Source organism: Streptomyces sp. WMMB303 (assembly GCF_029351045.1).
GTDB lineage: Bacteria > Actinomycetota > Actinomycetes > Streptomycetales > Streptomycetaceae > Streptomyces.
This window is the reverse complement of record NZ_JARKIN010000001.1, coordinates 6,581,257-6,607,409: the sequence shown is the minus strand read 5'-3', so window position 1 is coordinate 6,607,409 and position 26,153 is coordinate 6,581,257. Positions and strand designations below refer to the sequence as shown.

Annotated in this window: 12 protein-coding genes, 1 tRNA gene and 1 pseudogene; 11 read left to right on the top strand and 3 right to left on the bottom strand. The window is 72.3% G+C overall.

Annotated features, from left to right (window positions below; genetic code table 11):
• The first annotated feature begins 226 nt into the window (after positions 1–226).
• The 3 genes from P2424_RS28535 to P2424_RS28525 all read left to right on the top strand — a co-directional run bounded on the left by P2424_RS28535 (position 227) and on the right by P2424_RS28525 (position 5,431).
• Positions 227–2,662: a sodium-translocating pyrophosphatase gene (locus tag P2424_RS28535; RefSeq protein WP_276478543.1), complete on the top strand. Its 2,436-nt coding sequence runs from the start codon at positions 227–229 to the stop codon at positions 2,660–2,662.
• A gap of 509 nt (positions 2,663–3,171) precedes the next feature.
• A complete protein-coding gene (locus P2424_RS28530; RefSeq protein WP_276478542.1) occupies positions 3,172–3,744 on the top strand; it encodes a small secreted protein in 573 nt (190 codons plus the stop codon).
• A gap of 61 nt (positions 3,745–3,805) precedes the next feature.
• Positions 3,806–5,431: a methyltransferase gene (locus P2424_RS28525; protein ID WP_276478541.1), complete on the top strand. Its 1,626-nt coding sequence runs from the start codon at positions 3,806–3,808 to the stop codon at positions 5,429–5,431.
• 133 nt (positions 5,432–5,564) lie between these two features.
• Here the strand turns inward: P2424_RS28525 and P2424_RS28520 are convergent, their stop codons facing one another.
• Together P2424_RS28520 and P2424_RS28515 are read right to left on the bottom strand one after the other, a co-directional pair.
• Positions 5,565–5,990 (bottom strand): DUF2752 domain-containing protein, encoded by a 426-nt coding sequence (locus tag P2424_RS28520; RefSeq protein WP_276478540.1) that lies wholly within the window; start codon positions 5,988–5,990, stop codon positions 5,565–5,567.
• Positions 5,991–6,045: 55 nt separating this feature from the next.
• Positions 6,046–6,435 (bottom strand): TM2 domain-containing protein, encoded by a 390-nt coding sequence (locus tag P2424_RS28515; protein WP_276478539.1) that lies wholly within the window; start codon positions 6,433–6,435, stop codon positions 6,046–6,048.
• A gap of 209 nt (positions 6,436–6,644) precedes the next feature.
• On the opposite strand from P2424_RS28515, the gene topA reads away from it, so the two are divergent.
• The 5 genes from topA (at position 6,645) to P2424_RS28490 (ending at position 16,600) form a co-directional block, all read left to right on the top strand.
• The gene (gene topA, locus P2424_RS28510; protein WP_276478538.1) at positions 6,645–9,563 is read left to right on the top strand and encodes a type I DNA topoisomerase; all 2,919 of its coding nucleotides are present in this window, start codon (positions 6,645–6,647) and stop codon (positions 9,561–9,563) included.
• A gap of 281 nt (positions 9,564–9,844) precedes the next feature.
• On the top strand, positions 9,845–13,156 hold the full coding sequence (gene tmk / locus P2424_RS28505; RefSeq protein ID WP_276478536.1) for a dTMP kinase: 3,312 nt from the start codon (positions 9,845–9,847) through the stop codon (positions 13,154–13,156).
• 159 nt (positions 13,157–13,315) lie between these two features.
• Positions 13,316–14,527: a DNA polymerase III subunit delta' gene (locus P2424_RS28500; protein WP_276478535.1), complete on the top strand. Its 1,212-nt coding sequence runs from the start codon at positions 13,316–13,318 to the stop codon at positions 14,525–14,527.
• A gap of 349 nt (positions 14,528–14,876) precedes the next feature.
• Positions 14,877–16,442, top strand: coding sequence for an alpha/beta fold hydrolase (locus P2424_RS28495; protein WP_276479163.1), 1,566 nt, complete (start codon positions 14,877–14,879; stop codon positions 16,440–16,442).
• Positions 16,443–16,523: 81 nt separating this feature from the next.
• Positions 16,524–16,600 (top strand) — tRNA-Thr (locus P2424_RS28490).
• A gap of 262 nt (positions 16,601–16,862) precedes the next feature.
• On the opposite strand, the pseudogene P2424_RS28485 reads toward P2424_RS28490, so the two are convergent.
• Positions 16,863–17,447 (bottom strand): annotated as a pseudogene (locus P2424_RS28485) (TetR/AcrR family transcriptional regulator).
• Positions 17,448–17,713: 266 nt separating this feature from the next.
• On the opposite strand from P2424_RS28485, the gene P2424_RS28480 reads away from it, so the two are divergent.
• The 3 genes from P2424_RS28480 to P2424_RS28470 all read left to right on the top strand — a co-directional run bounded on the left by P2424_RS28480 (position 17,714) and on the right by P2424_RS28470 (position 26,153).
• The gene (locus tag P2424_RS28480; RefSeq protein WP_276478534.1) at positions 17,714–18,688 is read left to right on the top strand and encodes an alpha/beta hydrolase; all 975 of its coding nucleotides are present in this window, start codon (positions 17,714–17,716) and stop codon (positions 18,686–18,688) included.
• A 230-nt stretch (positions 18,689–18,918) separates the two neighbouring features.
• Positions 18,919–19,176, top strand: coding sequence for a hypothetical protein (locus tag P2424_RS28475; RefSeq protein WP_276478533.1), 258 nt, complete (start codon positions 18,919–18,921; stop codon positions 19,174–19,176).
• 1,226 nt (positions 19,177–20,402) lie between these two features.
• A complete protein-coding gene (locus P2424_RS28470; RefSeq protein ID WP_276478532.1) occupies positions 20,403–26,153 on the top strand; it encodes a non-ribosomal peptide synthetase in 5,751 nt (1,916 codons plus the stop codon).

The following is a 26,153-nucleotide window of genomic DNA, read 5'->3' as shown; positions in this document are numbered from 1 at the left end:
CGTTCACCCGATAGATCGTTTTCCTGGGGTCAGTTGAATTTGCGGGTTCCCTCGTGCGAGCGAATTATCCGCTTCCTGTGCGGCTGATCTTCGCCGATCCCGGCGAATTCTCGCTGCTGCGCTCTGTTTTGATCTAGTGGCACTCCCTACAATCCGTCCACATCTTTGCAGCAGGACGCCTGAGCGTGCTTGCGCGCGCCCATGTGCCAAACGTCAAGGAGGACGAATGGCGGGGCATCTCAGCCCACTCCACCAACCCCAGTACCTCGCGGACGCCGCAGAGCTGACCAGTGGCAACCGGGGACTCGCGATCGTGATCGCGGTTGTCGCGCTCGCAGCGCTCGGCGTCGCCATGGTGCTGGTACGACAAGTGCTCGCGGCGGGCGAGGGCACCGACAGCATGAAGAAGATCGCCGCTGCCGTGCAGGAAGGCGCGAACGCCTACCTGGCTCGGCAGCTGCGCACCCTCGGGGTATTCGCGGTGGTGGTCTTCTTCCTGCTCATGTTGTTGCCGGCCGACGATATGCAGCAGCGGATCGGCCGGTCGTTGTTCTTCCTGGTCGGTGCCGGATTCTCGGCGGCGACCGGCTATATCGGCATGTGGCTCGCGGTGCGCAGCAATGTGCGCGTGGCCGCCGCGGCCCGTGAGGCGACTCCGGCGCCGGGCGCCGAGGAAGCGTCCGGCGATCTCACCGCCGTTTCCCACCGGGCGATGAAGATCGCATTTCGCACCGGCGGCGTCGTCGGAATGTTCACTGTCGGACTCGGCCTCTTCGGTGCCGCCTGCGTGGTGCTCGTCTACGCGGCCGACGCGCCCAAGGTGCTGGAGGGCTTCGGCCTCGGCGCCGCGCTGATCGCGATGTTCATGCGGGTCGGCGGCGGGATCTTCACCAAGGCCGCCGACGTGGGCGCCGACCTGGTCGGCAAGGTCGAGCAGGGCATCCCGGAGGACGATCCGCGCAACGCGGCCACCATCGCGGACAACGTCGGCGACAACGTCGGCGACTGCGCCGGTATGGCGGCCGACCTGTTCGAGTCGTATGCCGTGACGCTGGTGGCCGCGCTCATCCTCGGCACCGCCGTCTTCGGCAACGACGGGCTGGTCTTCCCGCTCCTCGTGCCCGCCATCGGGGTGATCACCGCCATGATCGGCGTGTTCGCCGTGGCGCCGCGCCGCGCCGACCGCAGCGGGATGACCGCGATCAACCGGGGCTTCTTCATCTCGGCCGTGATCTCGCTCGCGCTGGTGGCGATCGCCGCCTTCACCTACCTGCCCTCCAGCTACGCGGACCTCAAGGGCGTCTCGGGAGACGACGCGCAGGAGATCCTCGGGCACAGCGGCGACCCGCGCGTGCTGGCCGTCGTGGCGGTCGCGATCGGCATCGTGCTCGCCGCCGTCATCCAGCAGCTGACCGGCTACTTCACCGAGACCACCCGCAAGCCGGTGCGGGACATCGGCCGGACCTCCCTCACGGGGCCGGCGACGGTCGTGCTCTCGGGCGTCTCCATCGGTCTGGAGTCGGCCGTCTACACGGCGCTGCTGATCGGACTGAGCGTCTACGGCGCGTTCCTGCTGGGCGGCGGCACGGTGATGCTGGCGCTGTTCGCGGTCGCGCTGGCCGGGACCGGGCTGCTGACCACCGTCGGCGTGATCGTCGCCATGGACACCTTCGGGCCCGTCTCGGACAACGCGCAGGGCATTGCGGAGATGTCCGGCGACGTCGAGGGCGCGGGCGCCCAGGTCCTCACCGACCTGGACGCGGTGGGCAACACCACCAAGGCGATCACCAAGGGCATCGCCATCGCCACGGCGGTGCTCGCCGCCGCCGCGCTCTTCGGTTCGTACCGCACCGAACTGGCCCAAGCGCTCACCGACGCGGACCAGAGCGCGGGCAAGATGCTGGAACTCGTGGACATCGCCCAGCCCAGCACGCTGGTCGGGCTGATGTTCGGGGCCGCGGTGGTGTTCCTGTTCTCGGGGCTCGCCATCAACGCCGTCTCCCGCTCCGCCGGTTCGGTCGTCTTCGAGGTGCGGCGGCAGTTCCGGGAGCGTCCGGGGATCATGGACCACACCGAGCAGCCCGAGTACGGCCGGGTGGTGGACATCTGCACCAAGGACGCGCTGCGGGAGCTCACGACTCCGGGGCTGCTGGCCGTGATGGCGCCGATCCTGGTCGGCTTCACCTTCGGGGTCGGTGCGCTGGCGGCGTTCCTCGCCGGGGCGATCGGCGCCGGCACCCTGATGGCCGTCTTCCTCGCCAACTCGGGCGGTGCCTGGGACAACGCGAAGAAGCTGGTGGAGGACGGCCACCACGGCGGAAAGGGCAGCGAGGCCCACGAGGCCACCATCATCGGCGACACGGTCGGCGACCCGTTCAAGGACACCGCGGGCCCGGCGATCAACCCACTGCTGAAGGTGATGAACCTGGTGGCGCTGCTGATCGCGCCGGCGGTGGTGCAGTTCAGCTACGGCGAGGACAAGAGTGTCGGCGTGCGGGTGGTGGTCTCGCTGGTCGCCGTGGCGGTTGTCGTCGGCGCGGTCTACGTCTCCAAGCGCCGCGGCGTCGCCGTGACGGACGAGAACACCGCCGAACGGCGCGCCGAGCCCTCCGACCCGCCGGTCGATCCGGCGGATCCGGTGGACCCGGTGGCTGCCTCGTAGACCCTGGGCTCCGGACCGGGCCGGACGGAACCGATCCGGAGCAGACGGCCGGCAGGGCGGTTCGCGGCGATACTGCCGCAGGGCCGCAGGGCCGCAGGGCCGCAGGGCCGCAGCGCCACCCGGCCGTACGCGGACGGCGCGTGCGGTGGCCGTAACCGGCGAGCGGGCGGGACGCGTTGGTGTCCCGCCCGCTCGCTGTGTCTTCCGTGGCCGCTTCCGACTCCGCCGTCCTCTCGTGCCGACGCCGCGGGGCGCCTCCGCGGCCCCTCGCGGCCTCTGCGGAGCGGCGGCATCTGCGGCTGTCCGTCCCCGCTGCCGGCCGCCGCCTCCGGCGCCTCCGAGCCGTTGCCCGCCCGTGTCCCGTCTGCCGGGAGCGGGGCGGGCCGGCGGCGGAAGAGTGTGGGATGTCGCGCCGAACTGTTGGTGCAAATGGCTGCAATAGTAGGCATAAGGTTCATCCGGCTCGCCGTCACTCCCGCTCTGGCGTGTATGTTCCGGGCCGAACAGCCATGGAAGGGACCGATCCGGTGAACAAGAAGCTCGCGGCGGCGCTGTCCGGCGGTGCGGCGGTCGTACTCGCGCTGACTGGTTGCAGTGACGACAGTGGCAAGACCGACGACTGGGCCAAGCAGGTCTGCGACGACCTCCAGCCCCAGCTCGACAAGATCGATCAGGCCAACGCCTCGATCGCCGACGCGTCTCAGGCGACCAAGTCCCCCGAAGAGGTCAAGAAGGCCGACTCCGCCGGGTTCCAGAAGGTTTCCGACGCGTACCAGGCCATGGCCTCGGCGGTGAAGAAGGCCGGGGCGCCCCCCGTGGACGACGGAGAGACCCTGCAGAAGGACGCGGTCAAGGAACTGGACCACATCGCGGACCAGTACCACGACCTCAAGGTCGCCACCGACAAGCTCCCCACCGACGACAAGTTCGACGAGGGGCTCGACTCCGTGGCCGCCAAGCTCAAGTCCTTGGGCCAGAGCGGCGACAAGGCCCTCCAGGAGCTGCAGAAGGGCGAGGTCGGCAAGGCGATGGGCAAGCAGGAGAGCTGCAAGAAGACGGGTGTGACCAAGGGCAATTCCTGAGGATGCAGCGACCCGCGCCCCCGGCGGCGGAGCGGCCCGGGAGCGAAGGAGAATGGCGCGGGTGAGCACTGACGCACTTCCCGAGCCCACGACCGAGAGCACCCGCAAGGTGCGGGAGGCACTGGGCGCCGCCGGATTCACCGCCGACGGCCTCCTGGACCTCCTCGGCGCCCCCGCCTACGCGGCCCTCGCCCGCGGCGAGACTGTTCCGGCGCTGCGCGCCACCCGGGACGGGGGGCCGTTGGCGACGCTGACCCGCCTCTTCCTGCTGCAGCAGGCCGTGCCGTACCGGAGCGCGCATGCCGTGCTGCCCGTCGACGCGCTTCTGGCCGACCGCTGGCTGGAGCGGGTGCCGGGCCCGGCGGAGGGGGCCGAGGAGTCCGTACGCGCCACCGTCGACGTGCGCCCCTACAGCGGTCCGGAGGGCCAGGACTGGTGGGTCGTCAGTGACAGCGGGTGCGCCGTCGGCGGCGCGGGTGGTGCGGGCGGCCTCCGTGTGTCGGGCGACTCGCGTGACCCGGGTGACGCACGCGAGTCCGGCGAGTCCGGCGAGCCCGGTGGTCAAGGGGGGTCCGGCGCGGGGCGCCCCGGGGCGGACGTGGTCCTGGGCGTCGGCGGCGCCTCCACCACGCTGGCCGGGATCATGGTGCCCACCCCGGTCGACCGTGCGCTCGATCTCGGCGCCGGCTCCGGGATCCAGGCGCTGCACGCCGACCGGTTCGCCACGCATGTCACCGCCACCGACCTCAATCCGCGGGCGCTGCGCTTCACCCGGTTGACCCTCGCACTGTCCGGCGCCGCCGAGCCGGAGCTGCGCGAGGGCTCGCTGTTCGAGCCGGTGGCGGACGCGGAGCCGTACGATCTGATCGTCTCCAATCCGCCGTTCGTGATCTCTCCCGGAGCCCGGCTGACCTACCGCGACGGCGGCATGGCGGGTGACGACATGTGCCGCCACCTCGTCGAGCAGGCCGCCCGCCAGCTGACCCCGGGCGGCTACTGCCAGTTGCTGGCCAACTGGGAGCACCAGGAGGGTGCGGACTGGCGGGACCGCGTCCGCTCCTGGGTGCCGCCTGGGTGCGACGCCTGGATCGTGCAGCGGGAGGTGCAGGACGTCACCCAGTACGCGGAGCTGTGGCTGCGCGACGCGGGGGACCACCGGGACGGCGCGGCCGCGTACGCGGCGCGCTACGACGCCTGGCTGGACGAGTTCGCGGCACGCGGCACCAAGGCGGTCGGGTTCGGCTGGGTCACGCTGCGGCGCACGGACGCCGAGTCCCCCTCGGTGCGTGCCGAGGAGTGGCCGCATCCGGTCGAACAACCGCTGGGCGAGGTGATCCGGACGCACTTCGAACGACAGGACTTCCTGCGCCGGACCAGCGACGCGGCGCTGTTGGAATACCGCTTCCTCCTCGCGGACGAGGTGGTCCAGGAACAGGTCGGGGCGCCGGGTGCGGAGGATCCGGAGTACGTGGTGCTGCGGCAGAACCGGGGAATGCGGCGGGCGACGACGGTGGACACGGTCGGCGCCGGATTCGCCGGGGTGTGCGACGGGACGCTGACCGCGGGCCGCATCCTGGACGCCATCGGCCAACTGCTGGGCGAGGACCCGGCCGAGCTGCGGGCGCGCACACCGGAATCGATCAGACTCCTGGTCGAACAGGGGTTCCTGGCCCCGGTGCAGGACTGACACCCCGCCAGGACGAGTTGCCGGGCCCCGGAGACGAGCGGTGGCCCGGAGCCGGGTGCCGGGCCGCGGGGGACGACTCGGGTGCCGGGCCGCGCGGGGACGACTCCTGCGCCGCCGAGACGGCCCGCCGGCGTCAGAGCAGATTCCGGGCCACGACCCAGGCGACGGCGGCGCTCAGTACGGCCACCTTGCCGCGGGTGCTCATGCGCGGGGCCCAGCGCCGGCCGCGCAGCCCCTCGGAGAGCCAGCGGCCGGAGAGGTAGAGGGCGACGGGCAGGCCGACGGTGAGCAGTGCGGCGTTGTCGTGCAGGGCGGCGGCGACATCGCCGTGCATCAGGTCGTAGACCATCCGCGTGCCGCCACAGGCGGGGCAGAGCAGTCCGGTGGCCCAGTTGAAGGGGCAGCGGGGCAGCAGGTTGCCCGAGGTGTGCGGGTCGGTGCCCCACAGATAGCAGGCGCCTGCCAGGCCGGCCGCCGCCGTGGCGAGCGGCGGGGCGGCCGGGTGGGAGAGGGCGGCGCGGAGTCGGCCCACGGCAGCAGGGACGTCGATGATCGCCATGTGGCCAGTGCCTCCCCTCGTGTCGCGGCGCCCTCCCCCGGGGCGTTCGGCAGCCTCAGCCACGCAGGACGCGGCCGTCGCTGTCGGTGCGGCTGTCGCTGGTCAGGAAGATGATGCCGTCGACCAGCGACCAGATGCCCAGGCCCCCGCAGGTGAAGAGCTGGGCTATGCCCATGCCCACGTGGCCGGTGTAGAACCGGCCGATGCCCAGGCCGCCGATGAAGAGCTGGAGCACTCCCGCGACGATCTTGGACTTGTCGGAGAGCGGCCGTCCGTACGGGTCGTAACCGTACGGAGCGTTCGGGTCCCCGGTGTACTGGCCGGGCATGGCGCCCATCGGCTGCTGCTGCGGGTAGCCGTATGCCGGCTGGCCGGGCGGCTGGTTGTAAGGGTTCTGTCCCGGCTGCTGGGGATAGCCGTAGCCGGGCTGATTCGGGTCGGACACAAGACCTCCGAGGTCGAGCGGTACCTGGTGATGTGCCCCCGACATGTTGCCAGAGCCGCCGAGCGGCGGGACGGCTGGTTGTCGGGTTACCGTTCGAGTGGCGTTGCCGACTTTTCCCGTTTGACATGGGGGCGGGAGGTACCGTCACACTCCGCAGCGGTAGCGCTGCGGAGTGATTCCTCGAAACCGACCGGAGAGAAGAGCAGAAGTTGTCCCCGACCCACGAGACAGCAAATGGTGGGCGCCGACTTGTGATCGTCGAGTCGCCTGCCAAGGCCAAGACGATCAAGGGCTATCTCGGCCCTGGCTACGTTGTCGAGGCCAGCGTCGGGCACATCCGCGACCTTCCGGGCGGTGCGGCCGAGGTTCCCGCGAAGTACAAGGGCGAGCCCTGGGCCCGCCTCGGCGTCAACGTCGATCACGATTTCGAGCCGCTGTACGTCGTCAACAGCGACAAGAAGGACCAGGTCAAGAAGCTCAAGGAGCTGCTGGCCGAATCCGACGAACTGCTGCTCGCCACTGACGAGGACCGCGAGGGCGAGGCCATCGCCTGGCACCTGCAGCAGGTGCTCAAGCCCAAGGTCCCGGTCAAGCGGATGGTCTTCCACGAGATCACCAAGGACGCGATCCAGAACGCCGTCCGCAACCCGCGCGACCTCAACCAGCGGCTGGTCGACGCGCAGGAGACCCGCCGCATCCTGGACCGGCTGTACGGGTACGAGGTCTCGCCCGTGCTGTGGAAGAAGGTCATGCCGCGGCTGTCGGCGGGCCGGGTCCAGTCCGTGGCCACCCGGCTGGTCGTGGAGCGGGAGCGGGAGCGCATGGCGTTCCGGTCCGCCGAGTACTGGGACCTGACCGGCACGTTCGCGACGGGGCAGGCGGGGGATGCCTCGGCGTCGGCGGGCTCGGGTGCGGGTTCCGGCAAGGGCGCCTCCGGTGACCCGGCGACATTCGGGGCGCGGCTGACCACGGTCGACGGGCGCCGTGTCGCCCAGGGCCGCGACTTCGGTTCGGACGGCCGGCTCAAGGACCGGTCCGCCGTCCTCCATCTGGACGAGGAGGGCGCCCGCTCGCTGGCGGCGGCCCTGGAGAACACCGAGTTCGCCGTCCGGTCCGTCGAGTCCAAGCCCTATCGCCGCTCGCCCTACGCTCCCTTCCGTACGACGACCCTCCAGCAGGAGGCGAGCCGGAAGCTCGGGTTCGGCGCCAAGTCGACCATGCAGGTGGCGCAGAAGCTGTACGAGAACGGCTTCATCACCTACATGCGTACGGACTCCACGACGCTCTCGGACACGGCGGTCTCGGCCGCCCGCTCCCAGGTCACCCAGCTCTACGGAGCCGACTACCTGCCGGACAAGCCGCGCACCTACGCGGGCAAGGTCAAGAACGCGCAGGAGGCGCACGAGGCGATCCGCCCCTCCGGCGACCGGTTCCGCACGCCTGCGGAAACGGGCCTGACCGGCGACCAGTTCAAGCTCTACGAGCTGATCTGGAAGCGGACCGTCGCCTCCCAGATGAAGGACGCGGTCGGGCAGTCGGTGACGGTGAAGGTCGGCGGCCGGTCGGCGGACGGCCGGGACGCCGAGTTCAGCGCCACCGGCAAGGTCATCACCTTCCACGGCTTCCTCAAGGCGTATGTGGAAGGCGCCGACGACCCCAACGCGGAACTGGACGACCGGGAGCGGCGGCTGCCGCAGGTCGCCGAGGGCGACCCGCTGCGCGCCGAGGAGATGTCCGTCGACGGCCACGCGACCAAGCCGCCGGCCCGCTACACCGAGGCGACGCTGGTCAAGGAGCTGGAGGAGCGCGAGATCGGGCGCCCCTCCACCTACGCCTCGATCATCAGCACCATCCTGGACCGGCGTTATGTCTTCAAGAAGGGCACCGCGCTGGTGCCGTCCTTCCTGAGCTTCGCCGTGGTCGGGCTGCTGGAGAAGCACTTCGGCCGGCTCGTGGACTACGACTTCACCGCCAGGATGGAGGACGACCTCGACCGCATCGCCGCGGGCAACGCGGAGTCCGTGCCGTGGCTGCGGCGCTTCTACTTCGGCGAGGGCGAGGAGGAGACCGGCGCGGCCGCCACGGCGGGCAACGGCGACGGCGACCACCTCGGCGGCCTCAAGGAACTCGTCTCCGACCTCGGCGCCATCGACGCCAAGGGCGTGTCCTCGTTCCCCGTCGGCGAGGGCATCATGCTCCGCGTCGGTCGGTACGGCCCCTACGTGGAAGGGCCCAGCCAGCAGGAGGGCGAGCCGGGCCAGCGTGCCGACGTCCCCGACGACCTGCCGCCGGACGAGCTGACCGTCGACTACGCCAAGGAGTTGCTGGCCAAGCCCAGCGGCGACTTCGAACTCGGGACCGACCCGGAGACCGACCGCCCGATCGTGGCACGGGACGGGCGCTACGGGCCGTATGTGACCGAGGTGCTGCCCGAGGGCACGCCGAAGACGGGCAAGAACGCGGTCAAGCCGCGGACGGCTTCGCTCTTCCGGTCGATGTCGCTGGACACCATCACGCTCCAGGACGCGCTGAAGCTGCTGTCGCTGCCGCGGGTCGTCGGGGTGGACCCCGAGTCCGGCAACGAGATCACCGCGCAGAACGGGCGCTACGGCCCCTATCTGAAGAAGGGCACCGACTCCCGCTCGCTGGAGAGCGAGGAGCAGATCTTCGGTATCACGCTGGAGCAGGCGCTGGAGATCTACTCCAAGCCCAAGCAGCGCGGCAGGGCCGCGGCGAAGCCGCCGCTCAAGGAGCTGGGGACCGATCCGGAGACGGAGCGTCCCGTGGTGGTCAAGGACGGCCGGTTCGGTCCGTACGTGACGGACGGCGAGACCAACGCGACCCTGCGGCGGGACGACGACGTCGAGACGATCACCGCTGAGCGGGGCTTCGAGCTGCTGTCCGAGAAGCGGGCCAAGGGCCCCGCCAAGAAGAAGGCGCCCGCGAAGAAGGCGGCGGCGAAGAAGGCACCCGCCAAGAAGACCGCGGCCAAGAAGACGGCGGCGAAGAAGACCGCCGCCAAGACGGCCACCAAGGCGGCGGCCAAGGCGCCCGCGAAGTCCGCGAAGAAGACGGCCACCAAGAGCACCGCGAAGAAGACGGCCACCGAGAAGTCCGCGGAGGAGTGAGCCGGCCCGGCGCCGCTCGCCGCTTCGCGCGGCGACTGGTCTCGGTGCCGCCCTGGGAGGCGGCCGCGGGACGCCGGTGTGGTGTGGCACGTCGCGGGCCCCGGACTCCGGGGTCCGCGATGCGGGCCAGGCTGCGGGGACGCCAGGAAGCGGGGACGTGAGGCCAGGGGAGAGGCCGAAGAGCGCTGCGGCGGTATGACGACGCAGCGGTTGCGGAGCTGTAGCACACAGATGTTCGGGTACGCATCCAGGTGCCGGCCTCCTCCCTATACGCTGGCGGGATGAAGTCTTCGCCCCCAACTGCCCCGGACGACGCCCTCGCAGCGGAATCCCGCGAGGGTGCCGTGACCGCGCTGCTGCGTTTCCCCCCGCTGCGGCGGCTGTGGACCGCGCAGTTCACCAGTGGGATCGGCGACATGCTGGGCCTCCTGGTGCTGCTGCTGCTGGCGATGCAGGCGGCGGCCGTGCGCGGCGTGGCGGGCGACCCGGTATTCGGCGGCGGATACCGCGGAATGGCACTGGTCGTGGCCACGGTCTTCGGGCTCCGGCTGCTGTCCACGCTGCTGTTCGGCGCCGTCCTGCTGGGCCCGGTCTCCGCGCTGGTCAGCGGAGTCAAGGAGAACCGCGGAACGAGAACCGGAACGCAGGCCGAAACGGACCCCGGGGCGAACGCCGGACCGCACGCCGAAGCGGACGCCGGAACGAGCCCCGCGGCGGACGCCGGGAAGAACGGCGGAAGCGGCGGCGGGTCCGGCGCCGGGAAGAAGATCCTGGACCGGCGGTGGACGCTGTTCGGCGCCGACGCGCTGCGCGCCGCCGCACTGATCATCGCCCCGCTGTGGGTCGACTGGACGCCCGCCAGCGCGTTCGCCGTCGTGCTCATCACCGTCTTCGTGACGGGCGTCGCCGAGCGGGTCTCCACCGTGACCAGGGACAGCGCCGCCCCCGCGCTGCTGCCGGCCGCGCCGCCCGAGGGCACGGCGCTGCGGCCGCTGCCGGACCACGGCGAGGCGCTGCGCCGGCTGTGGCTGCGCTCCGGATTCGTGGCGCTGCCCGTCGCGGCGGCCGGGCTCGTCGTCGTCACCCTGGTCAGCAATCTGCTCGCCACGGGGGTCGACTGGTTCGGCTCGCACCAGGCCGCGCTCGCCTCGTACGTGGCGGCCGGCCTGTTCGCCGCGGCGGCCGCCGTCGTGTACTTCCTCGAACTGCCCGACGGGCAGACCCCCCGCCCCCGGTCTCCGCTGGAGGGCCTGCGCCGGCCCCGTACGGCGGACGGCGGCTCCGACAAGGGGCGCACGGGAGCCGTGCCGCTCCTCGTCGTCGCCGGTGGCGCCGTGGGCGGAGCCATCGCGGCGGCAGTCGCCCTCGCCCCGCTGCACGCCGCCGACCTGGGGGGCGGGCCGGTCGCCTTCGGGCTGCTGGTGCTGCTGCTGACCGGCGGCACGGTCGCCGGGATCCGGCTGGCGCCGCACACGGTGCCGTCCCTCTCGCGGCGCCGGCTGCTCGCGCTCGTCACCGGGCTGACCGGCATCGTGCTGCTGGCGGCCGGACTGGTGCCCGACACCGCGACCGTCATCGCGCTGGCGCTGCTGGCCGGACTCGGCGGCGGTGTCGCCGCGAACACCCTGCACACCCTGCTCGACCAGGAGACCGACGAAGCCCGCCGCGTCCGGACGACCGAGCATCTGCAGGCGGTGGTCCGGCTGTCGCTGGCCGTGGGCGTGATCCTGGCGCCCGTACTGGCCGCGTTCATCGGCCCGCACCGGGTGGAGAACGGCTCGTTCGTCTTCGACCACGGCGGCGCCTCGTTCACGCTGATGCTGGTCGGCGCGCTGCTGCTGCCCGTCGGAGCGATCCTGCTGGGCCGCACCGACGACCGGCAGGGCGTGCCGCTGCGGCGCGATCTGGTGGCGGCGTTCGGCGGCGGCCGCCCCCGGCAGACCCCGGCCGGGAGCGGATTCTTCCTGGTCCTGGAAGGCGGCGACGGCGCGGGCAAGACCACGCAGGTGGACGCGCTCGCCGACTGGATCCGGGCCAAGGGCCACGAGGTCGTCGTCACCAAGGAGCCCGGCTCCACCCCGGTCGGCAAGCGGCTGCGCTCGATCCTGCTGGATGTCTCCTCGGCCGGGCTCTCGCACCGCGCGGAGGCCCTGCTGTACGCCGCCGACCGCGCCGAGCACGTGGACACGGTCGTCCGCCCCGCGCTGGAGCGCGGCGCCGTGGTCCTCTCGGACCGCTACGTCGACTCGTCCGTCGCCTACCAGGGGGCGGGCCGCGATCTGTCCCCCGCGGAGATCGCCCGGATCAACCGCTGGGCGACCGACGGACTGGTGCCGCACCTGACCGTGCTGCTCGACGTCGCACCCGAGACCGCCCGGGAACGCTTCACGGAGGCGCCGGACCGGCTGGAGTCCGAGCCGGCCGAGTTCCACCAGCGGGTCCGGTCCGGCTTCCTCACCCTCGCGGCCGCCGACCCGGCCCGCTACCTCGTCGTCGACGCCGGGCAGGAGCCCGAGAACGTCACCACCGCCGTCCGGCACCGGCTCGACCAGGTGCTGCCGCTCTCCGAGGCCGAGAAGAAGGCCCAGGAAGAGGCCCGCAAGCGGGCCGAGGAGGAGGCGCGGCGGCGTGCCGAGGAAGAGGCCCGGCGCAAGGCGGAGGAGGAGCGCAAGGAACGCGAGCGCCAGGAGCAGCTGGAGAAGCTCCGCCGCGAGGAGGAGGAGCGCAAGCGCCGCGAAGCGGAACTGGCGCGCCAGCGCGAGGAGGCCCGCCGGGCGGAGGAGGCCCGGAAGCAGGCCGAGGAGGCCCGCCGGATCGCCGAGGAGGAACGCGAGCGGCGCGAGGCCGAGCAGCGCGCCCATGAGGAGGAGCAGGAGCGGCTGCGCAAGCGGGCCGAGGAGGAGAAGCGGCTCCGGGCCGAGGCCGAGGAGCGGCGCCTGGAGCGGCAGCGCAAGGCCGAGGAAGCCCTGTTGAAGGCCGAGCAGGCGCGGGCCGCCGCGGCCGCCGAAGCCAAGGCCAAGGCCAAGGCCGAGGCGGACGCGGAAGCGGAGGCCGCGGAGCGGGCGCGGCGGGAAGAGGCCGACGCGCAGTCCGCCGAAGCGCCCGGCGACGATTCGGCAGCCGGGGGCTCCGCTTCCGGCACGTCGGGTGCCGAGGACCGCGCGCCGGACGGGGCCGAGGCGGACACCGCGCAGATCCCGCACCTGGGCTCGCGGGACGAGGCCGCCGGTCCGGATGCGGAGGACACCACGCAGTTGCCGCGTCCCGGCAGCGGCGCGTCCGACGACGAGACGACCGTGCTGCCCCGGGTCTCCGAGTCCCAGGACGCGGGGGAGACGGCCGTCCTCCCCCAGGTGGACCCCCGGGAGCGGTACGCGGACGCGGATTCCGCCGCCGGCTCCGGTTCCGCCTCCGGTTCGGACGACGCCGAGGACCGTACCCGGGAACTGCCCCAGGTCGACGAGGGGGAGCGCCCCCGCCCCTCGTGGGCGGAGGACACCCCGATGGACGACGTCCCCACATTGGCGGACGAGCTTCTGGGCCCGCACGACCCGCAGGAGGACGGGGAGCGCGACGACCGCCGACGTCGCTGACGGCGGACGGCGTGACGGCGGGAGGCGTGACGGCTGATGCCGGACGACCGGCCGACGGGCCTGGCCCGTCGACCCGGTCCTCGGCCCGCCGCCCCGCCCCGCCCCGACGCCGGCATCCGGCGGAGCCGACTGTCACCGGTATCCGCGACAATGGTCCCCATGGCGGTGTGGGACGACCTGGTGGGCCAGGACAGGGCAGCGAAGCAGCTCGCCGCTGCCGCGGGGGACGCGGACGCGTATGTGACGGCGGAGGCCGCGGCGCACGGCTCCGCGGACCTCTCCGGCTCCGCGATGACCCACGCCTGGCTCTTCACGGGACCGCCCGGTGCGGGCCGCGAGCAGGCGGCCCGCGCGTTCGCGGCGGCGCTCCAGTGCGTCAGCTTGGACCGGGCGCTGGGCGGCAGCCCGGGATGCGGCTTCTGCGAGGGCTGCCATACGACGATGGTCGGCACCCACGCGGATGTCGAGATCGTCCGCACCGATCTGCTGACCATCGGCGTGAAGGAGACGCGCGCGCTGGTGCGCGGGGCGCAGATGTCCCCGTCGGGCGGGCGCTGGCAGGTGATCGTCCTGGAGGACGCCGACCGCCTGACGGAGGGCGCCGGCAACGTGCTGCTGAAGGCCGTCGAGGAACCGGCACCGCGCACGGTGTGGCTGCTGTGCGCGCCGTCCACCGAGGACGTCCTCCCCACCATCCGGTCCCGCTGCCGGCATCTGGCGCTGCGCACGCCCCCGGTCGACGCGGTGGCGGATCTGCTGGTGCGGCGGGACGGGATCGCGCCGGATGCGGCCGCGTCCGCGGCACGGGCCACCCAGGGACACATCGGCCATGCGCTGCGGCTGGCCACCGACGAGCGGGCCCGCGCCAGACGGCAGGCGGTCCTCAAGCTGCCGTCCCGGGTCGACGATGTGGGCAGTGCGCTGCGCGCTGCCCAGGAGCTGATCGACGCCGCGACGGAGGACGCCAAGCAGGTCGCCGAGGAACTGGACGCCAAGGAGACCGAGGAACTGCGGGCCGCCCTCGGCGCGGCGGAGGGCAAGCGGCTGCCGCGCGGTACGGCGGGGGCGATGAAGGAACTGGAGGACAAGCAGAAGCGCCGCGCGACCCGCACCCAGCGCGACTCGCTCGACCTGGCGCTCTCCGACTTGACGGCCTTCTACCGGGACGTGCTGGCCCGCCAGTTCGGCTCGTCCGTCGCCCTGTCGCACGACGACGCGGCCGGCACGATCGGTCAACTGGCCGCGACATCCCGCCCGGAGCAGACGCTGCGCCGGATCGAGGCGATCCTGGAGTGCCGCCGGACGCTGGACCGCAATGTCGCCCCGCTGCTGGCGGTGGAGGCGATGACGATGGCGCTGCGGGCCGGCTGACGCCCCATCCCGACGTGGCCCCTGACGCCTCCTGGTGGCCTGTCAGGGCTCCCGGTCCACCGCACGACCGCGGCCCACCGGACTGCCGGGAGAGCGGCGTGAGCCGGTCGGGACGCGGCCCGGCGGCACGGAGACGAGCCGGGGGGCGGCGCCGACCGGCGGACTGACGCGCCACAGCGCCCCCGCGGACGACGGCCCGGGGCACGGCTGGGTACGCTCCCAGCACGTGCCGCCGCCGGAGGGATGCCCCATGAGTCAGCCACCCGCCTCCCGTATCCGCTACGGGGGCGCGTCCCGCGGCCGCCGAGGCGGCGGGTCCCGCGGCCGGCTCGGGAGCGCCGCGGTCCTCATGGCCACGGCCCTGCTCCTGTCCGGCTGCTCGGACGACGACGCGTCCGAGCCGGGCACCGACCCCTCGGCGAAGGGCACCCACGCGGGCGCCGACGCACCCCCGCTCGAACCGCTGCCCGCGAAAATCCCCGACGAGCTGCGCCCGTACTACGAGCAGAAGCTGTCGTGGCACGACTGCGGCCCGGCCCAGTTCGAATGCGCCACGCTGCGGGTGCCGCTGGACTACGACAAGCCGGGCGACGACCCCGGCGACGAGGCGACGACCACGGGCCTGGCGGTGACCCGCACCAAGCAGCAGTCCGGCAAGAAGCCGCCGGAGGGCGGTTCGCTCCAGGTCAATCCGGGCGGCCCGGGCGGTTCGGCGATCGAGTACGTGCAGCAGTCGGTGGCCCTGGCCTATCCGCAGCAGGTGCGGGAGCGCTACAGGCTGGTCGGCATGGACCCGCGGGGCGTCGGCCGCAGTGAGCCCGTCGAGTGTCTCGGCGACAAGCAGATGGACTCCTACACCCGGGTCGACCAGACGCCGGACGACGCCTCGGAGACCGACGCGCTCACCGCCGCGTACGAGAAGTTCGCCAAGGGGTGCGAGAAGCGCACCGGCAAGCTCCTCGGCCACGTCTCGACGGTAGAGGCCGCCCGGGACATGGACGTACTGCGCGGCGTGCTCGGCGACCGGAAACTCAACTATGTCGGCGCCTCCTACGGCACCTACCTCGGCGCCACCTACGCGGGACTGTTCCCGGAGCGCTCCGGGCGGCTCGTGCTGGACGGCGCCATGGACCCCTCCCTCTCGGCGCGCCGCGTCAACCGCGAGCAGACGGCGGGCTTCGACACGGCGTTCAAGGCGTTCGCGCGGGACTGCGTGAAGATGTCCGACTGCCCGCTGGGCACCGACGGCGTCCAACAGGCCGGCAAGAAGCTCAGCGCGCTCTTCGCCCGCGTGGACCGCGACCCCCTCAAGACCGACGACCCCGCGCGCACCCTCACCGAATCCCTCGCCACCACAGGTGTGATCCGCGCCATGTACGACGAGGGCTCCTGGCCGATGCTGCGCGAGGCCCTGACCGCGGCGGGCAAGGGCGACGGCGCCCCGCTGCTGGCGCTCTCCGACGACTACTTCGAGCGTGGCCCCGACGGTGAGTACAGCAACATCATGTACGCCAACCCGGCCGTGAACTGCCTCGACCTGCCCCCGGCCTTCTCCGACGCGGCCGCGGCCCGCAAGGCCGTCCCCTCCTTCGAGAAGGCCAGCCCGGTCTTCGGCCGCGGATTCGCCTGGGCGGCGCTGAACTGCGCCGAGTGGCCGGTCGAGCCGACGGGCGCCCCGCACCGCATCGCCGCGAAGGGCGCCGACCCGATCGTGGTCGTCGGCACCACCCGCGACCCGGCCACCCCCTACCGCTGGGCCCAGGGCCTGGCCGGCCAGCTCTCCTCGGCCCGCCTCCTCACGTACAAGGGCGACGGCCACACCGCCTACCTCCGCGGCAGCGCATGCGTCGACAAGGCGGTCAACGCCTACCTGCTGCAGGGCAAGCCCCCCGAGGACGGCACCACCTGCGGCTGACCCCGCCACCCCCGTCCCGACCACCCTCGCAAACCCTGTAGACTTATCGCCGCAGCGGCCCCCAGACTGGCCGCACGCACTGCCGCCTTAGCTCAGTCGGCCAGAGCGACGCACTCGTAATGCGTAGGTCAGGGGTTCGACTCCCCTAGGCGGCTCCACTTGGAACCCCAGGTCAGATGGATTCTGACCTGGGGTTTTGTGGTTGGGCGGATACGACGGTGACGTTTCGTCCGCTCCGTGCGGGTCCGCCCGGTCTCAGTCTTGGTCTCAGGCGGGGTGCACCCTGTGAGAGCGCGAGGCCGACCGTTCACCAGCGGGACCTTTCCGATGTGCCGCCCTGCGTCCATGAGTTGATGCCCCTCGGTGGCGCGGGCCAGGGGACGGACGTTGCGCTCAGGGTGCGGTGACGGCCTCCGCTCGCTACCGGGGCTGCTCCGCGGGCGTCGGCTGCGCGAGGGCCGGGGCGGCGGTGCACAGGGTGAGGACCGTGGTGCGGACCTGCTCGGCGACCGCTTCGGGGGTGGCCGCGTCGAATGTGCCGTCCAGGTGCAGGAACGCCAGGCCGTGTACGTGTGCTCACACCGAGGTCCACAGCGCCTCCGGATCGGCCTCGGGGAATGCCCGGCGGGCGATGTCGCGGACGTATGCGGCGATGGTCGCGGTCGCGGCGACCCGCTCCTCGTTGTCGGGGTCGCAGGGCTCGGCGAACATCGCTCGGAACAGAGCCGGGTGGTCGAGTGTGAAGCGGACGTAGGCGACGGCCACCGACGCGAGTTCCTCGGGGGACGTGGGGGAGGGGTGGGCGGCGGCGAGGTGCGCGGCGAGTTCGCGGTATCTCTCGGCGGCCACCGCGGAGACGAGCGTCTCCCGTTCCGGGAAGTGGCGGTAGGGGCGGTCGGCGAGACGCCCGCGCGCCGTGCGACGGCCCGCATCGACAAGGGCGGCGCTGCCGTCCTCCTCCAGCAGCTCTCGCGCGGCGCGCAGGCGGGACGCGAGCACGGACACGGACCCGGGCCGACGACGAGCCGGGCCGCGTGATCAGTACGCGTCAGGCCGGGGCGCGCCGGCCCCCCGGGAGGCGACGGACCAGGGGCGCACAGCGTCCCGGGTGCCGCGCCCGCCCGGCGCCGGGTCGTGACACGGGTTGCGCGTCGCGGGTGACGCGCGACGATGAGAAGAGGGGGATATGCGCTGTTCTGTCCGACAGGTGCGGGATGGCGCGCGCCGGACATCGCGCACGTCGGAGCACGTACCCGGGACAGGGAGCAGTCATGACCGAGACGCCGCAGCCCGCCGCCCCCTACCTCGAACCCGCCGCACGGGAGTTGGCCGAGGCGACCGACCCGCATCCGCGGATCTACGAGGTCCCCCCGGAGCAGGGGCGCCAGATCCTGCTCGACCTCCAGAGCGACACCAGCGTGGCCCGCCCGGATGTCGACGAGGAGTGGGTCGAGGTGGACGCCGGGCAGTGGGGCACGGTCCGCACCCGCATCATCCGGCCCAAGGGGGCGAGCGGGCCGCTGCCGGTGGTGTTCTACATCCACGGTGCCGGATGGGTCTTCGGCGACGACCGGACCCACGACCGGCTCTTCCGCGAGCTCACCGTGGGGGCGGGTGCCGCGGGTGTCTTCCCCGTCTACGACCGGGCGCCGGAGGCGAAGTACCCCACTCAGGTGGAACAGAATTATGCCGTGGGCCAATGGGTCCTGGCGCACGGCGCGGAGCACGGTCTGGACACCTCGCGTATCGCCGTCACCGGCGAGTCGGTGGGCGGCTGTATGGCGACGGTGTTCGCACTGATGAACAAGGAGCGCGGCGGGATCGACCTCAAGGCGCAGGTTCTGCTCTATCCCGTCGCCGACGCCGACTTCGACACGCCTTCCTACCGTCAGTTCGCCGAGGGCTACTACCTCACCCGGGACGGGATGAAGTGGTTCTGGGACGCCTACACCGCCGACCCCGGTCAGCGTGCCGAGGTGTACGCCGCTCCGCTCCGGGCAACCCTGGAGCAGCTGCGGGGGCTGCCCACCACGCTGGTGATCACCGACGAGGCGGATGTGCTGCGCGACGAGGGCGAGCGGTACGCGGGCAGGCTGCGGGAGGCCGGTGTGGACGTCACCGCGGTGCGGGTGGCGGGCATGGTCCACGACTTCCTCCTGCTGGACAGCCTGCGCGACACGCGTGCCGCCAACGTCGCCCGGAAGCTCGCCGTCGAGGCCTTGGAGGCGGCTCTGCACGGGACCTGAGGGGCTGGCACCCAGCGGTGTTGACGGTGCCGGCCTTGCGGTCCAGGTTGATGTGGGCGCCGCTGGCATTCGGGTGCGGGAGTGATTCCGATGACGTCGGCTCCGCAGGGCCGGGTGAGCCTGGGAGGCCGCTCGGTCATGCGCCTCGGCACGGGAGACGGGGCGGAATCAGCCTGTGGAGGCAGACGATTCCAGGCGGCCCGTCGCGAGTTCCGAGGAGCCCGATTCCAGTGAATCCCGAGAAAGAGCTGCTCGCGCTCGTCGGGGCATTCATGTCGGGCGAGGACCGATCCATGGCTTTGATCAACAAGGTCGAGGGGATCCTGGTCGAGCACTTCCCCGAGTCGCCTGCCTTCGAGGAGCTCGCCGAACCGCTGTCGCTCTTCCGTCCTGGCGTCGGACCGCCCTACTACAGCGTTCAGGATATGTGTGCGGTGCTTCAGGACGCTGTAGGCGGTCCGGATCCTTTTGGAGTGGGAAGCGGGTAGGCCGCGCAGCTCTCAATTCCTGCGCGCTCTCTTTCGGTGAATGCGCGCGACGGCCGGTTGTGCATGCGCCACGAAGCACCGGCTCCGGGGAAGTCGGGTGCGGGTCGGTTGTCGGGTGCGGGGAGTGCGGGGCCCTCGTGATGCGGTCCGCCGCAGCGAGGTGCGGTGGAGTGTGGACGGGGCATCGGCGCAACGGACATGAGGTCCCGTCAAGGGGTGATGCGGTGCCGGTGGGGCGATGTGGGCTGCGAAGGGCGTGAGTTGATGCCGGGGGGGCGGGCGTGGGCCGACCTTGCCGGATGCTCGGCTCGTCGAACCGGAGGTGTGGGCACGGTGATCGAGCCGTGTCCCGGCGCGCGACCGGACCGGTCGGGGCGCCCGCGTGTGCGCGCAGCGACGGCGTGCGGGGTGGCCCACCCGCCGTGCGGCCGCCCGGCGCGGGCGCTCGCTTACCCGACAACGCCGCAGCTCAAGACGTACTCGGGAAGAATATTACACTCCAGTTACCTGCTTGACCGGATCGCATCCTTTCGGGTCATTGCCTTCCGCTGGGAGTGTCCGATAGTGTCATCTGTGATCACGGGGGTGACGGGGTAGTTTGAGCTGTCCCCTCGTGTATCTGCGGCCGTGAAATTCGCGGTCGATCACAACGGGGGCACAAAAATGTAGGTATTCACGGGTGCGGCGCTATGCCCCCCGGTTTTCGGCGGCAAACTGCTGTCTTCTTTCAGTCGCAGAGCTCCATCATGCTCTTCGGCCTCGCGGGATTCCATGGTGCCGTGAAAGGGCCATCGGTCTTCGTGTGTTTCGTCCTGCGATGCGCCGTTGTCTTCGAATCCGTATTTCTTCCTGGCCGGAATCCCCTTCGTGACGGGTCCGGTCCGGGCTTCACTGCCGGCTCGACGCTGTTCTGGAACGGATACCGATGGCCGACCCGCCGACGTCCACCGAGACCCTCTCCGAGTCCCTCACCGGGACCCCTGTCGTGAAGCTCGCCCCCGCTGTGTCCTGCGGTGCCCTGCCCGGCACCCCCGAGCCGGACGTTCCGCACCTCCCGCGGACGGCCCGTGCGGAGCTTCGCCGGGCCTTACCGGTGTGGCCCGCGCGTCCGCCCGCTGTGCGGGCCGGATCCGCAGACGCAGTCGGCACCATCCGTCCGGGCCGCGGGGACCGCGGCCGTGCCGGAGCGTGCCGCGCTCCGGTGCGCCGAAAGCAGAGGTGAATACATGGACGTCGCTGTCATCGGCATCACCGGGCGCTACCCGCGGTCGGGGGACCTGGACTCCTTCTGGGAACACCTGAGGAACGGGCGGGACTGCGTCACCGAGCCGCCCGCCGACCGGTGGGAGGAGGGCCCGCCGGCAGGAGCCTGGGGCGGGTTCATCGACGGGATCGACAGGTTCGATCCGGCGCTGTTCGACATTTCGCCCCGCGAGGCGGCGCTGATGGATCCGCAGCAGCGACTGTTCCTGGAGGCGGTCTGGGAGCTGCTGGAGAGCTGCGGCGTCACCCAGGAGAGCATTGAGGAGCGCTACGAGCGGCGGGTCGGCGTCTATGTGGGCGCCGCCTACCAGTTGTACCGGGCGGACACCTCGGATCCGGTGAGCGCGGCCCTCACCTCGGCGGCCTCGTACAACCTCATCGCCAACCGGGTCTCGCACTTCTTCGGGCTGGAGGGGCCGAGCCTGGCGGTGGACAGCATGTGCACCTCCTCGACCATGGCCATCCATCTCGCCTGCGCCGATCTGCTCCGCGGGGACAGCGACTTGGCGATCGCGGGCGGGGCGAACCTGGCCACCCATCCGGACAAGTTCCTCGGGCTGTCCGAGATGGGGCTGCTGGGCAGCCACCCGGGCAGCCGCAGCTTCCGGGACGGGGACGGCTATCTGCCCGCGGAAGCGGTCGGCGCCCTGCTGCTCAAGCCGCTGGACGCCGCGCTGCGCGACGGCGACACCGTGCACGCCGTCGTCAAGGGCACCGCCTCGCTGCACAGCGGCCGCGCCAGCGGCTTCCTGACGCCCAGTCGCCGGGCCCAGGTGACGGTCATGAACCGGGCGCTGGAGCGGGCCGGTGCCGAGCCGGAGTCGATCGGGTACGTCGAGTCGGCGGCGAACGGCGCCGCGATGTCCGACGAGGTCGAGATGAGCGCGCTGCGGGAGGTCTTCGCCGGGGTCCCCGAGCCGGTGCCGGTCGGCTCGGTGAAGTCGAACATCGGACACCCGGAGGCGGCCTCGGGGGTCGCGCAGCTCACCAAGGTCGCCCTGCAGTTGAGGCACGGGGAACTGGCGCCGCTCGCCGGGACGGGTGAGCCCAATCCCCATCTCGCGCTGGACGGGGGCCCGCTGGTCCTCTGCGAGGAGCTGACCCCGTGGGCGGAGCGCCGGGACGTGCAGGGCCGTCCCGTCGCGCACCGGGCGCTGATCAACTCCGTCGCGGCCGGCGGCAGCCACGTCAGTCTCGTGGTCGAGGCGCCGCCGCGGAGCGCGGCGGAGGAGCCGGACACGCCAGAGGCGGGACCGCAGCTGGTGGTGGTCTCCGCCCGGGACCGGTCGCGGCTGCGTGGCGCGGTGCGGCGGCTGGAGGCGTTCCTCGGGAGCAGCGGTACCGCGGTGGGCCTGGCCGATGTGGCGTACACCCTCCAGGTCGGCCGGGAGGCGATGCCCGAGCGGTTCGCCGTGGTGGCCGGCAGCGTCGAGGAGCTGCGCGGTGCCTTGGCCGGATACCTGGCGGCCGCCGACGACTCCGGCAGCCCGGACACCGCTCGCGGTACCGCCCCGGTGTACACGGGCAGCAGCGAGGACGGCGGGGCGGGCCCGCTGCTGTCCATGCTCGACGGGGCTGCGGGCGAGGCGTTCCTCTCCGCGCTGGTCGCCGACGGAGACCTGGCGCGGCTGGCGGAACTGTGGGTGAACGGAGCGCGCATCCCCTGGCGCAGGCTGCACTCTCGCGGCCGACGGCTGGTGCCGCTGCCGGGCACCGCCTTCGAGCGCGCACGTTACTGGCTCGGCAGCACAGGCCGGGCGGCGCACGCCGGGAAGATCTCGGCCCCGGCGCCGGATCCGGGCCGCCCGGACGCCCCGGAGTCCGCTGCGCCGACTACGGGCCCCGGCCCGGCGGTTCCGGAGCCCACTGCCGAGGGCCCGGGTGCTGCCGCCCCCTCCCTCCGGGAGCCGGAAGCGGCGGAACGGGCCGCGGGGACGGAACGGAAGAAGGCGGCGGCGGACAAGGAGGCCGCCGTCCTGGAGACCTGCGCCGAACTGCTCGGCTTCCGGCCGGAGGACATCGGTCCCGCGGACAGCTTCCTGGCCCTCGGCGGCCACTCCCTGCTCGCGCACCGGTTCGCGGCACTGCTGCGGGACCGGGGCCTGCACTGCGACCCGCCCGGCATCCTGCGGGCCCGCTCGCTCGCCGCCATCGCCGAGGCCGCGGAGGCCGCCCCGGTCTCCACACCCTTCCCGACCGCCCCCGTCTCCCCGACCGCCCCCGCCTCCGTTGAGGTCTCCCGGACCACCGCTGAGGCCTCCCCCGCCGCCGCGCCTCCCGCCGCCCCACCGGAGACCACCCGCCTCACGCCTGCCGCGTTCCCCCTGGTGTCCCTGACCGAGGAGGAGCTGGCGGCCGTGGTCGACGCGGTGCCGGGCGGGGAGGCGAACCTCCAGGACGTGTACCCGCTCGCGCCGATGCAGGAGGGCATGTTCTTCCACCACATCAAGGAGAGCGCGCACGACCCCTACGTCTCCTCTGGGCTGTTCTCCTTCGCGGACCGCGACTGTCTGGACCGGTTCGCCGATGCGCTGCGGGCGGTCGTGGCGCGGCACGACGCGCTGCGCACCGTGCTCTTGGCGGACGGGTTGAGCGGGCCGGTCCAGGCCGTGCTGCGGCAGGTGGACCTCACCGTCTCCGAGATCGAGCTGCACGCGGGAAGCCCGGCCCAGGAGCAACTGGCCGAGCTGGTCCGCCACGCTCCCCGTATGCGGCTCGACCAGGCCCCGCTGATCCGGCTGCGGCGCGGGCGGCACCCCGGCACCGGGGTGTGGCACGCGATTCTCAGCCTGCACCACACCATCCACGACGCCTCCTCGCTGGGCGTGCTGTTCGGCGAGATCGGCGCCCACATGGAGGGGCGGGCCGACGCGCTGCCGGATCCGGTGCCCTACCGGGCGTTCGTCGAGCACACCCGGCGCGGCCCCGAGGACCTGGCCGCGGCCGGAGTGTTCTTCTCCGAGCTGCTCGGTGACGTCTCGGAGCCGACGGTGCTGTTCGGGCTGCACGACGTGCACGGTGACGGCGCGCAGGTGCGGGACGTGCGCAGGTCGCTGGAGGACGGGCTGGGCGGGCGCATCCGCGCCCTCGCGGGGGAGCTGCGGACGAGTCCGGCGACGCTCTTCCACGTCGGCTGGGCGCTGACCGCGGCGGCCTGCACCGACCACGACGATGTGGTGTTCGGCACCGTCATGTGGGGGCGGCTGCACGGGCCGGCCGGGATGGAGGGCATGCTCGGCAGCTTCATCAACACGCTGCCGGTGCGGTTCGGACTGTCCGGCCGCAGCGTACGGGAACTGGTGCGGCAGGCGGACGAGGCGCTGCACAGCCTGGCGCGCTTCGAGCAGACCCCGCTGTCCGAGGCCCGGTCGCACAGCGGACTGCCCGGGGCGGACGTCCCGTTGTTCAACGCGATCCTCAACTACCGGCAGATGCCGGGCGACAACGGGGTCGAGCGGCTGCTGGGGCGGGTGGGCGTCACTCCGCTGTCGACGGAGGTGATCGAGCGCAGCAACTATCCGCTGACCGTCTCGATCAACGACCTGGAGGACGCGTTCCAGATCGACGCGCAGATCCATCGGGCGCAGGACGCGGCGGTGGTCGTCGACTGTCTGGAGGCGGCCATGGTCTCCCTCGTCGACGCGCTCTCCGACGAGGAGGGCGCGGAGCGGCCGGCCCGTGAGCTGTCCGTGCTGCCGCCCGCGATGCGGAACCGCGAGGTGGCCGAGTTCGCCTGGGAGCCGGTGACCGCCGGGGTCACCGACGCCGACGCCGAGCGGCATGTGCACGACTGGTTCGAGGAGGTGGTGCGCCAGGTGCCGGACGCGGTCGCGGTGTGCTGTGCGGACCGGACGTTGACGTACGGCGAGCTGAACGCGCGGGCGAACCGGCTGGCCCGCTATCTGCGCGAGCAGGGCGTGGAACACGAGTCGCTGGTGGCGCTGTGTCTGCCGCGGAGCGAGTGGCTGGTGGTGTCCGCGCTGGCGGTGCTGAAGGCCGGGGGCGCCTATGTGCCGCTGGATCCGTCGGCGCCCGCCGAACGCCTCGGCCACGTGCTGCGGGACAGCGCCCCGCGCGTGGTGCTGGTGGACGGCGCGCTCCCCGACGGGCTGGAGGCCGGAGCCGCCGCCGTGGTGGACGTACCGGGGGACGCGGACCGCTGGGCGGAGCTGCCGGACAGCGATCCGGAGCCGGTGCCGGGCGCCTCCCCGTCCGACCTGGCGTACGTGATCTACACCTCGGGGTCGACGGGGCTGCCGAAGGGCGTGATGGTCGAGCACCGGAATGTCGCCCGGTTCTTCCTCTCGGCTCAGGAGTGGTTCGGCTACCGGGAAGGCGACGTGTGGACGCTGTTCCACTCCATCGCGTTCGACTTCACGGTCTGGGAGATGTGGGGCGCGCTGCTGCACCGCGGCCGGCTCGTGGTGGTCACCCAGGACGTGGCGCGCAGCCCGGCGGACTTCTACACGCTGCTGTGCGAGGAGGGTGTGACCGTGCTCGGCCAGACCCCCACCGGGTTCGGTCAGCTCATCGCGGCGCAGGGCGAGGAGGGCGCTGCGCACCAGGTGCGGACGGTGCTGCTGGGCGGGGAGGAGCTGGATGCCTCGCCGCTGGCGCCGTGGTTCCGGCGGCCCGTCAACGAGGGGACCACGCTGGTCAACATGTGGGGCACCACCGAGACGACGGTGGTCTCCACCTACCGGGAGGTGGTCGAGCCGGACACCCGGCTGACGACCCGGCCCATCGGCCGTCCCCTGCCGGGCATGAGCGTGTACGTCCTGGACCGGTACGGGAACCCGGTGCCGACCGGCGCGGTGGGTGAACTGGTCATCGGCGGCGGGATCGTGGCCCGCGGCTACCTCAACCGCGCCGAGCTGAGCGCGGAGCGCTTCGTGTCCGACCCGTTCTGCGACGCGCCCGGGGCCCGCATGTACCACACGGGCGACCTGGGACGGCGGCTGCCGGACGGCACGCTGGAGTTCCTGGGCCGCAACGACGGCCAGGTGAAGATCCGCGGGTACCGCATCGAGCTGGGGGAGATCGCCACCCGCCTCAACGAGCACCCGGCGGTCGCCGAGGCCCGCGTGGTGGTGCGCGGCCAGGGCGACGACCGGCGCCTGGTCGGATACGTCGTCCCGGCCGAGGGAACGGCTCCGCAGCCGCACCGGCCGGACGAGCGGGCGCTGAAGGAGGAGTTGGACGCCGCGCTGCGGGCCGCGCTGCCGTCCTATATGGCGCCCTCCGGGTATGTGCTGCTGGACGAGCTGCCGCTGACCGGCAACGGCAAGCTGGACACCGCCGCGCTGCCCGAACCCGAGCTGCCGCAGCGGTCCGGCGAGCCGGGCGCGGCCGCGCGCACTCCGACCGAACAGGTGGTCTGCGAGGTCTGGGCCGAACTGCTGGGCACCGACACCGGGCACCTGGGAATGGACAGCAACTTCTTCTCCATGGGCGGCAACTCGCTGCTCGTGACCCGCATGATCAACATGATCAAGCAGCGGACGGGCGTGGAGCTGCGGGTGCAGACGGTCTTCGCGGCCGAGACGCTGTCCGCGCTGGCCGCCGAAGTGGAGCGCGGCCTTCCGGACGCCGGGCCCGAAGCCGCGCTGGACCTGACCGCGCTCAGCGAGAGCATCAGCCTCGTCCAGGGACTGAGCGACGCGGAGCTGGACGCCCTGGACCTCGGCAGTGCCGTCCCCGACACCCAGAGCTAG

Coding starts and splice junctions, on each gene's coding strand:
- P2424_RS28535 (WP_276478543.1), top strand. CDS start 227: ATGGCGGGGCATCTCAGCCCACTCCACCAACCCCAGTACCTCGCGGAC.
- tmk (WP_276478536.1), top strand. CDS start 9,845: ATGAAGTCTTCGCCCCCAACTGCCCCGGACGACGCCCTCGCAGCGGAA.
- P2424_RS28520 (WP_276478540.1), bottom strand. CDS start 5,990: ATGGCGATCATCGACGTCCCTGCTGCCGTGGGCCGACTCCGCGCCGCC.
- P2424_RS28480 (WP_276478534.1), top strand. CDS start 17,714: ATGACCGAGACGCCGCAGCCCGCCGCCCCCTACCTCGAACCCGCCGCA.
- P2424_RS28470 (WP_276478532.1), top strand. CDS start 20,403: ATGGACGTCGCTGTCATCGGCATCACCGGGCGCTACCCGCGGTCGGGG.
- P2424_RS28495 (WP_276479163.1), top strand. CDS start 14,877: ATGGCCACGGCCCTGCTCCTGTCCGGCTGCTCGGACGACGACGCGTCC.
- P2424_RS28530 (WP_276478542.1), top strand. CDS start 3,172: ATGGAAGGGACCGATCCGGTGAACAAGAAGCTCGCGGCGGCGCTGTCC.
- P2424_RS28500 (WP_276478535.1), top strand. CDS start 13,316: ATGGCGGTGTGGGACGACCTGGTGGGCCAGGACAGGGCAGCGAAGCAG.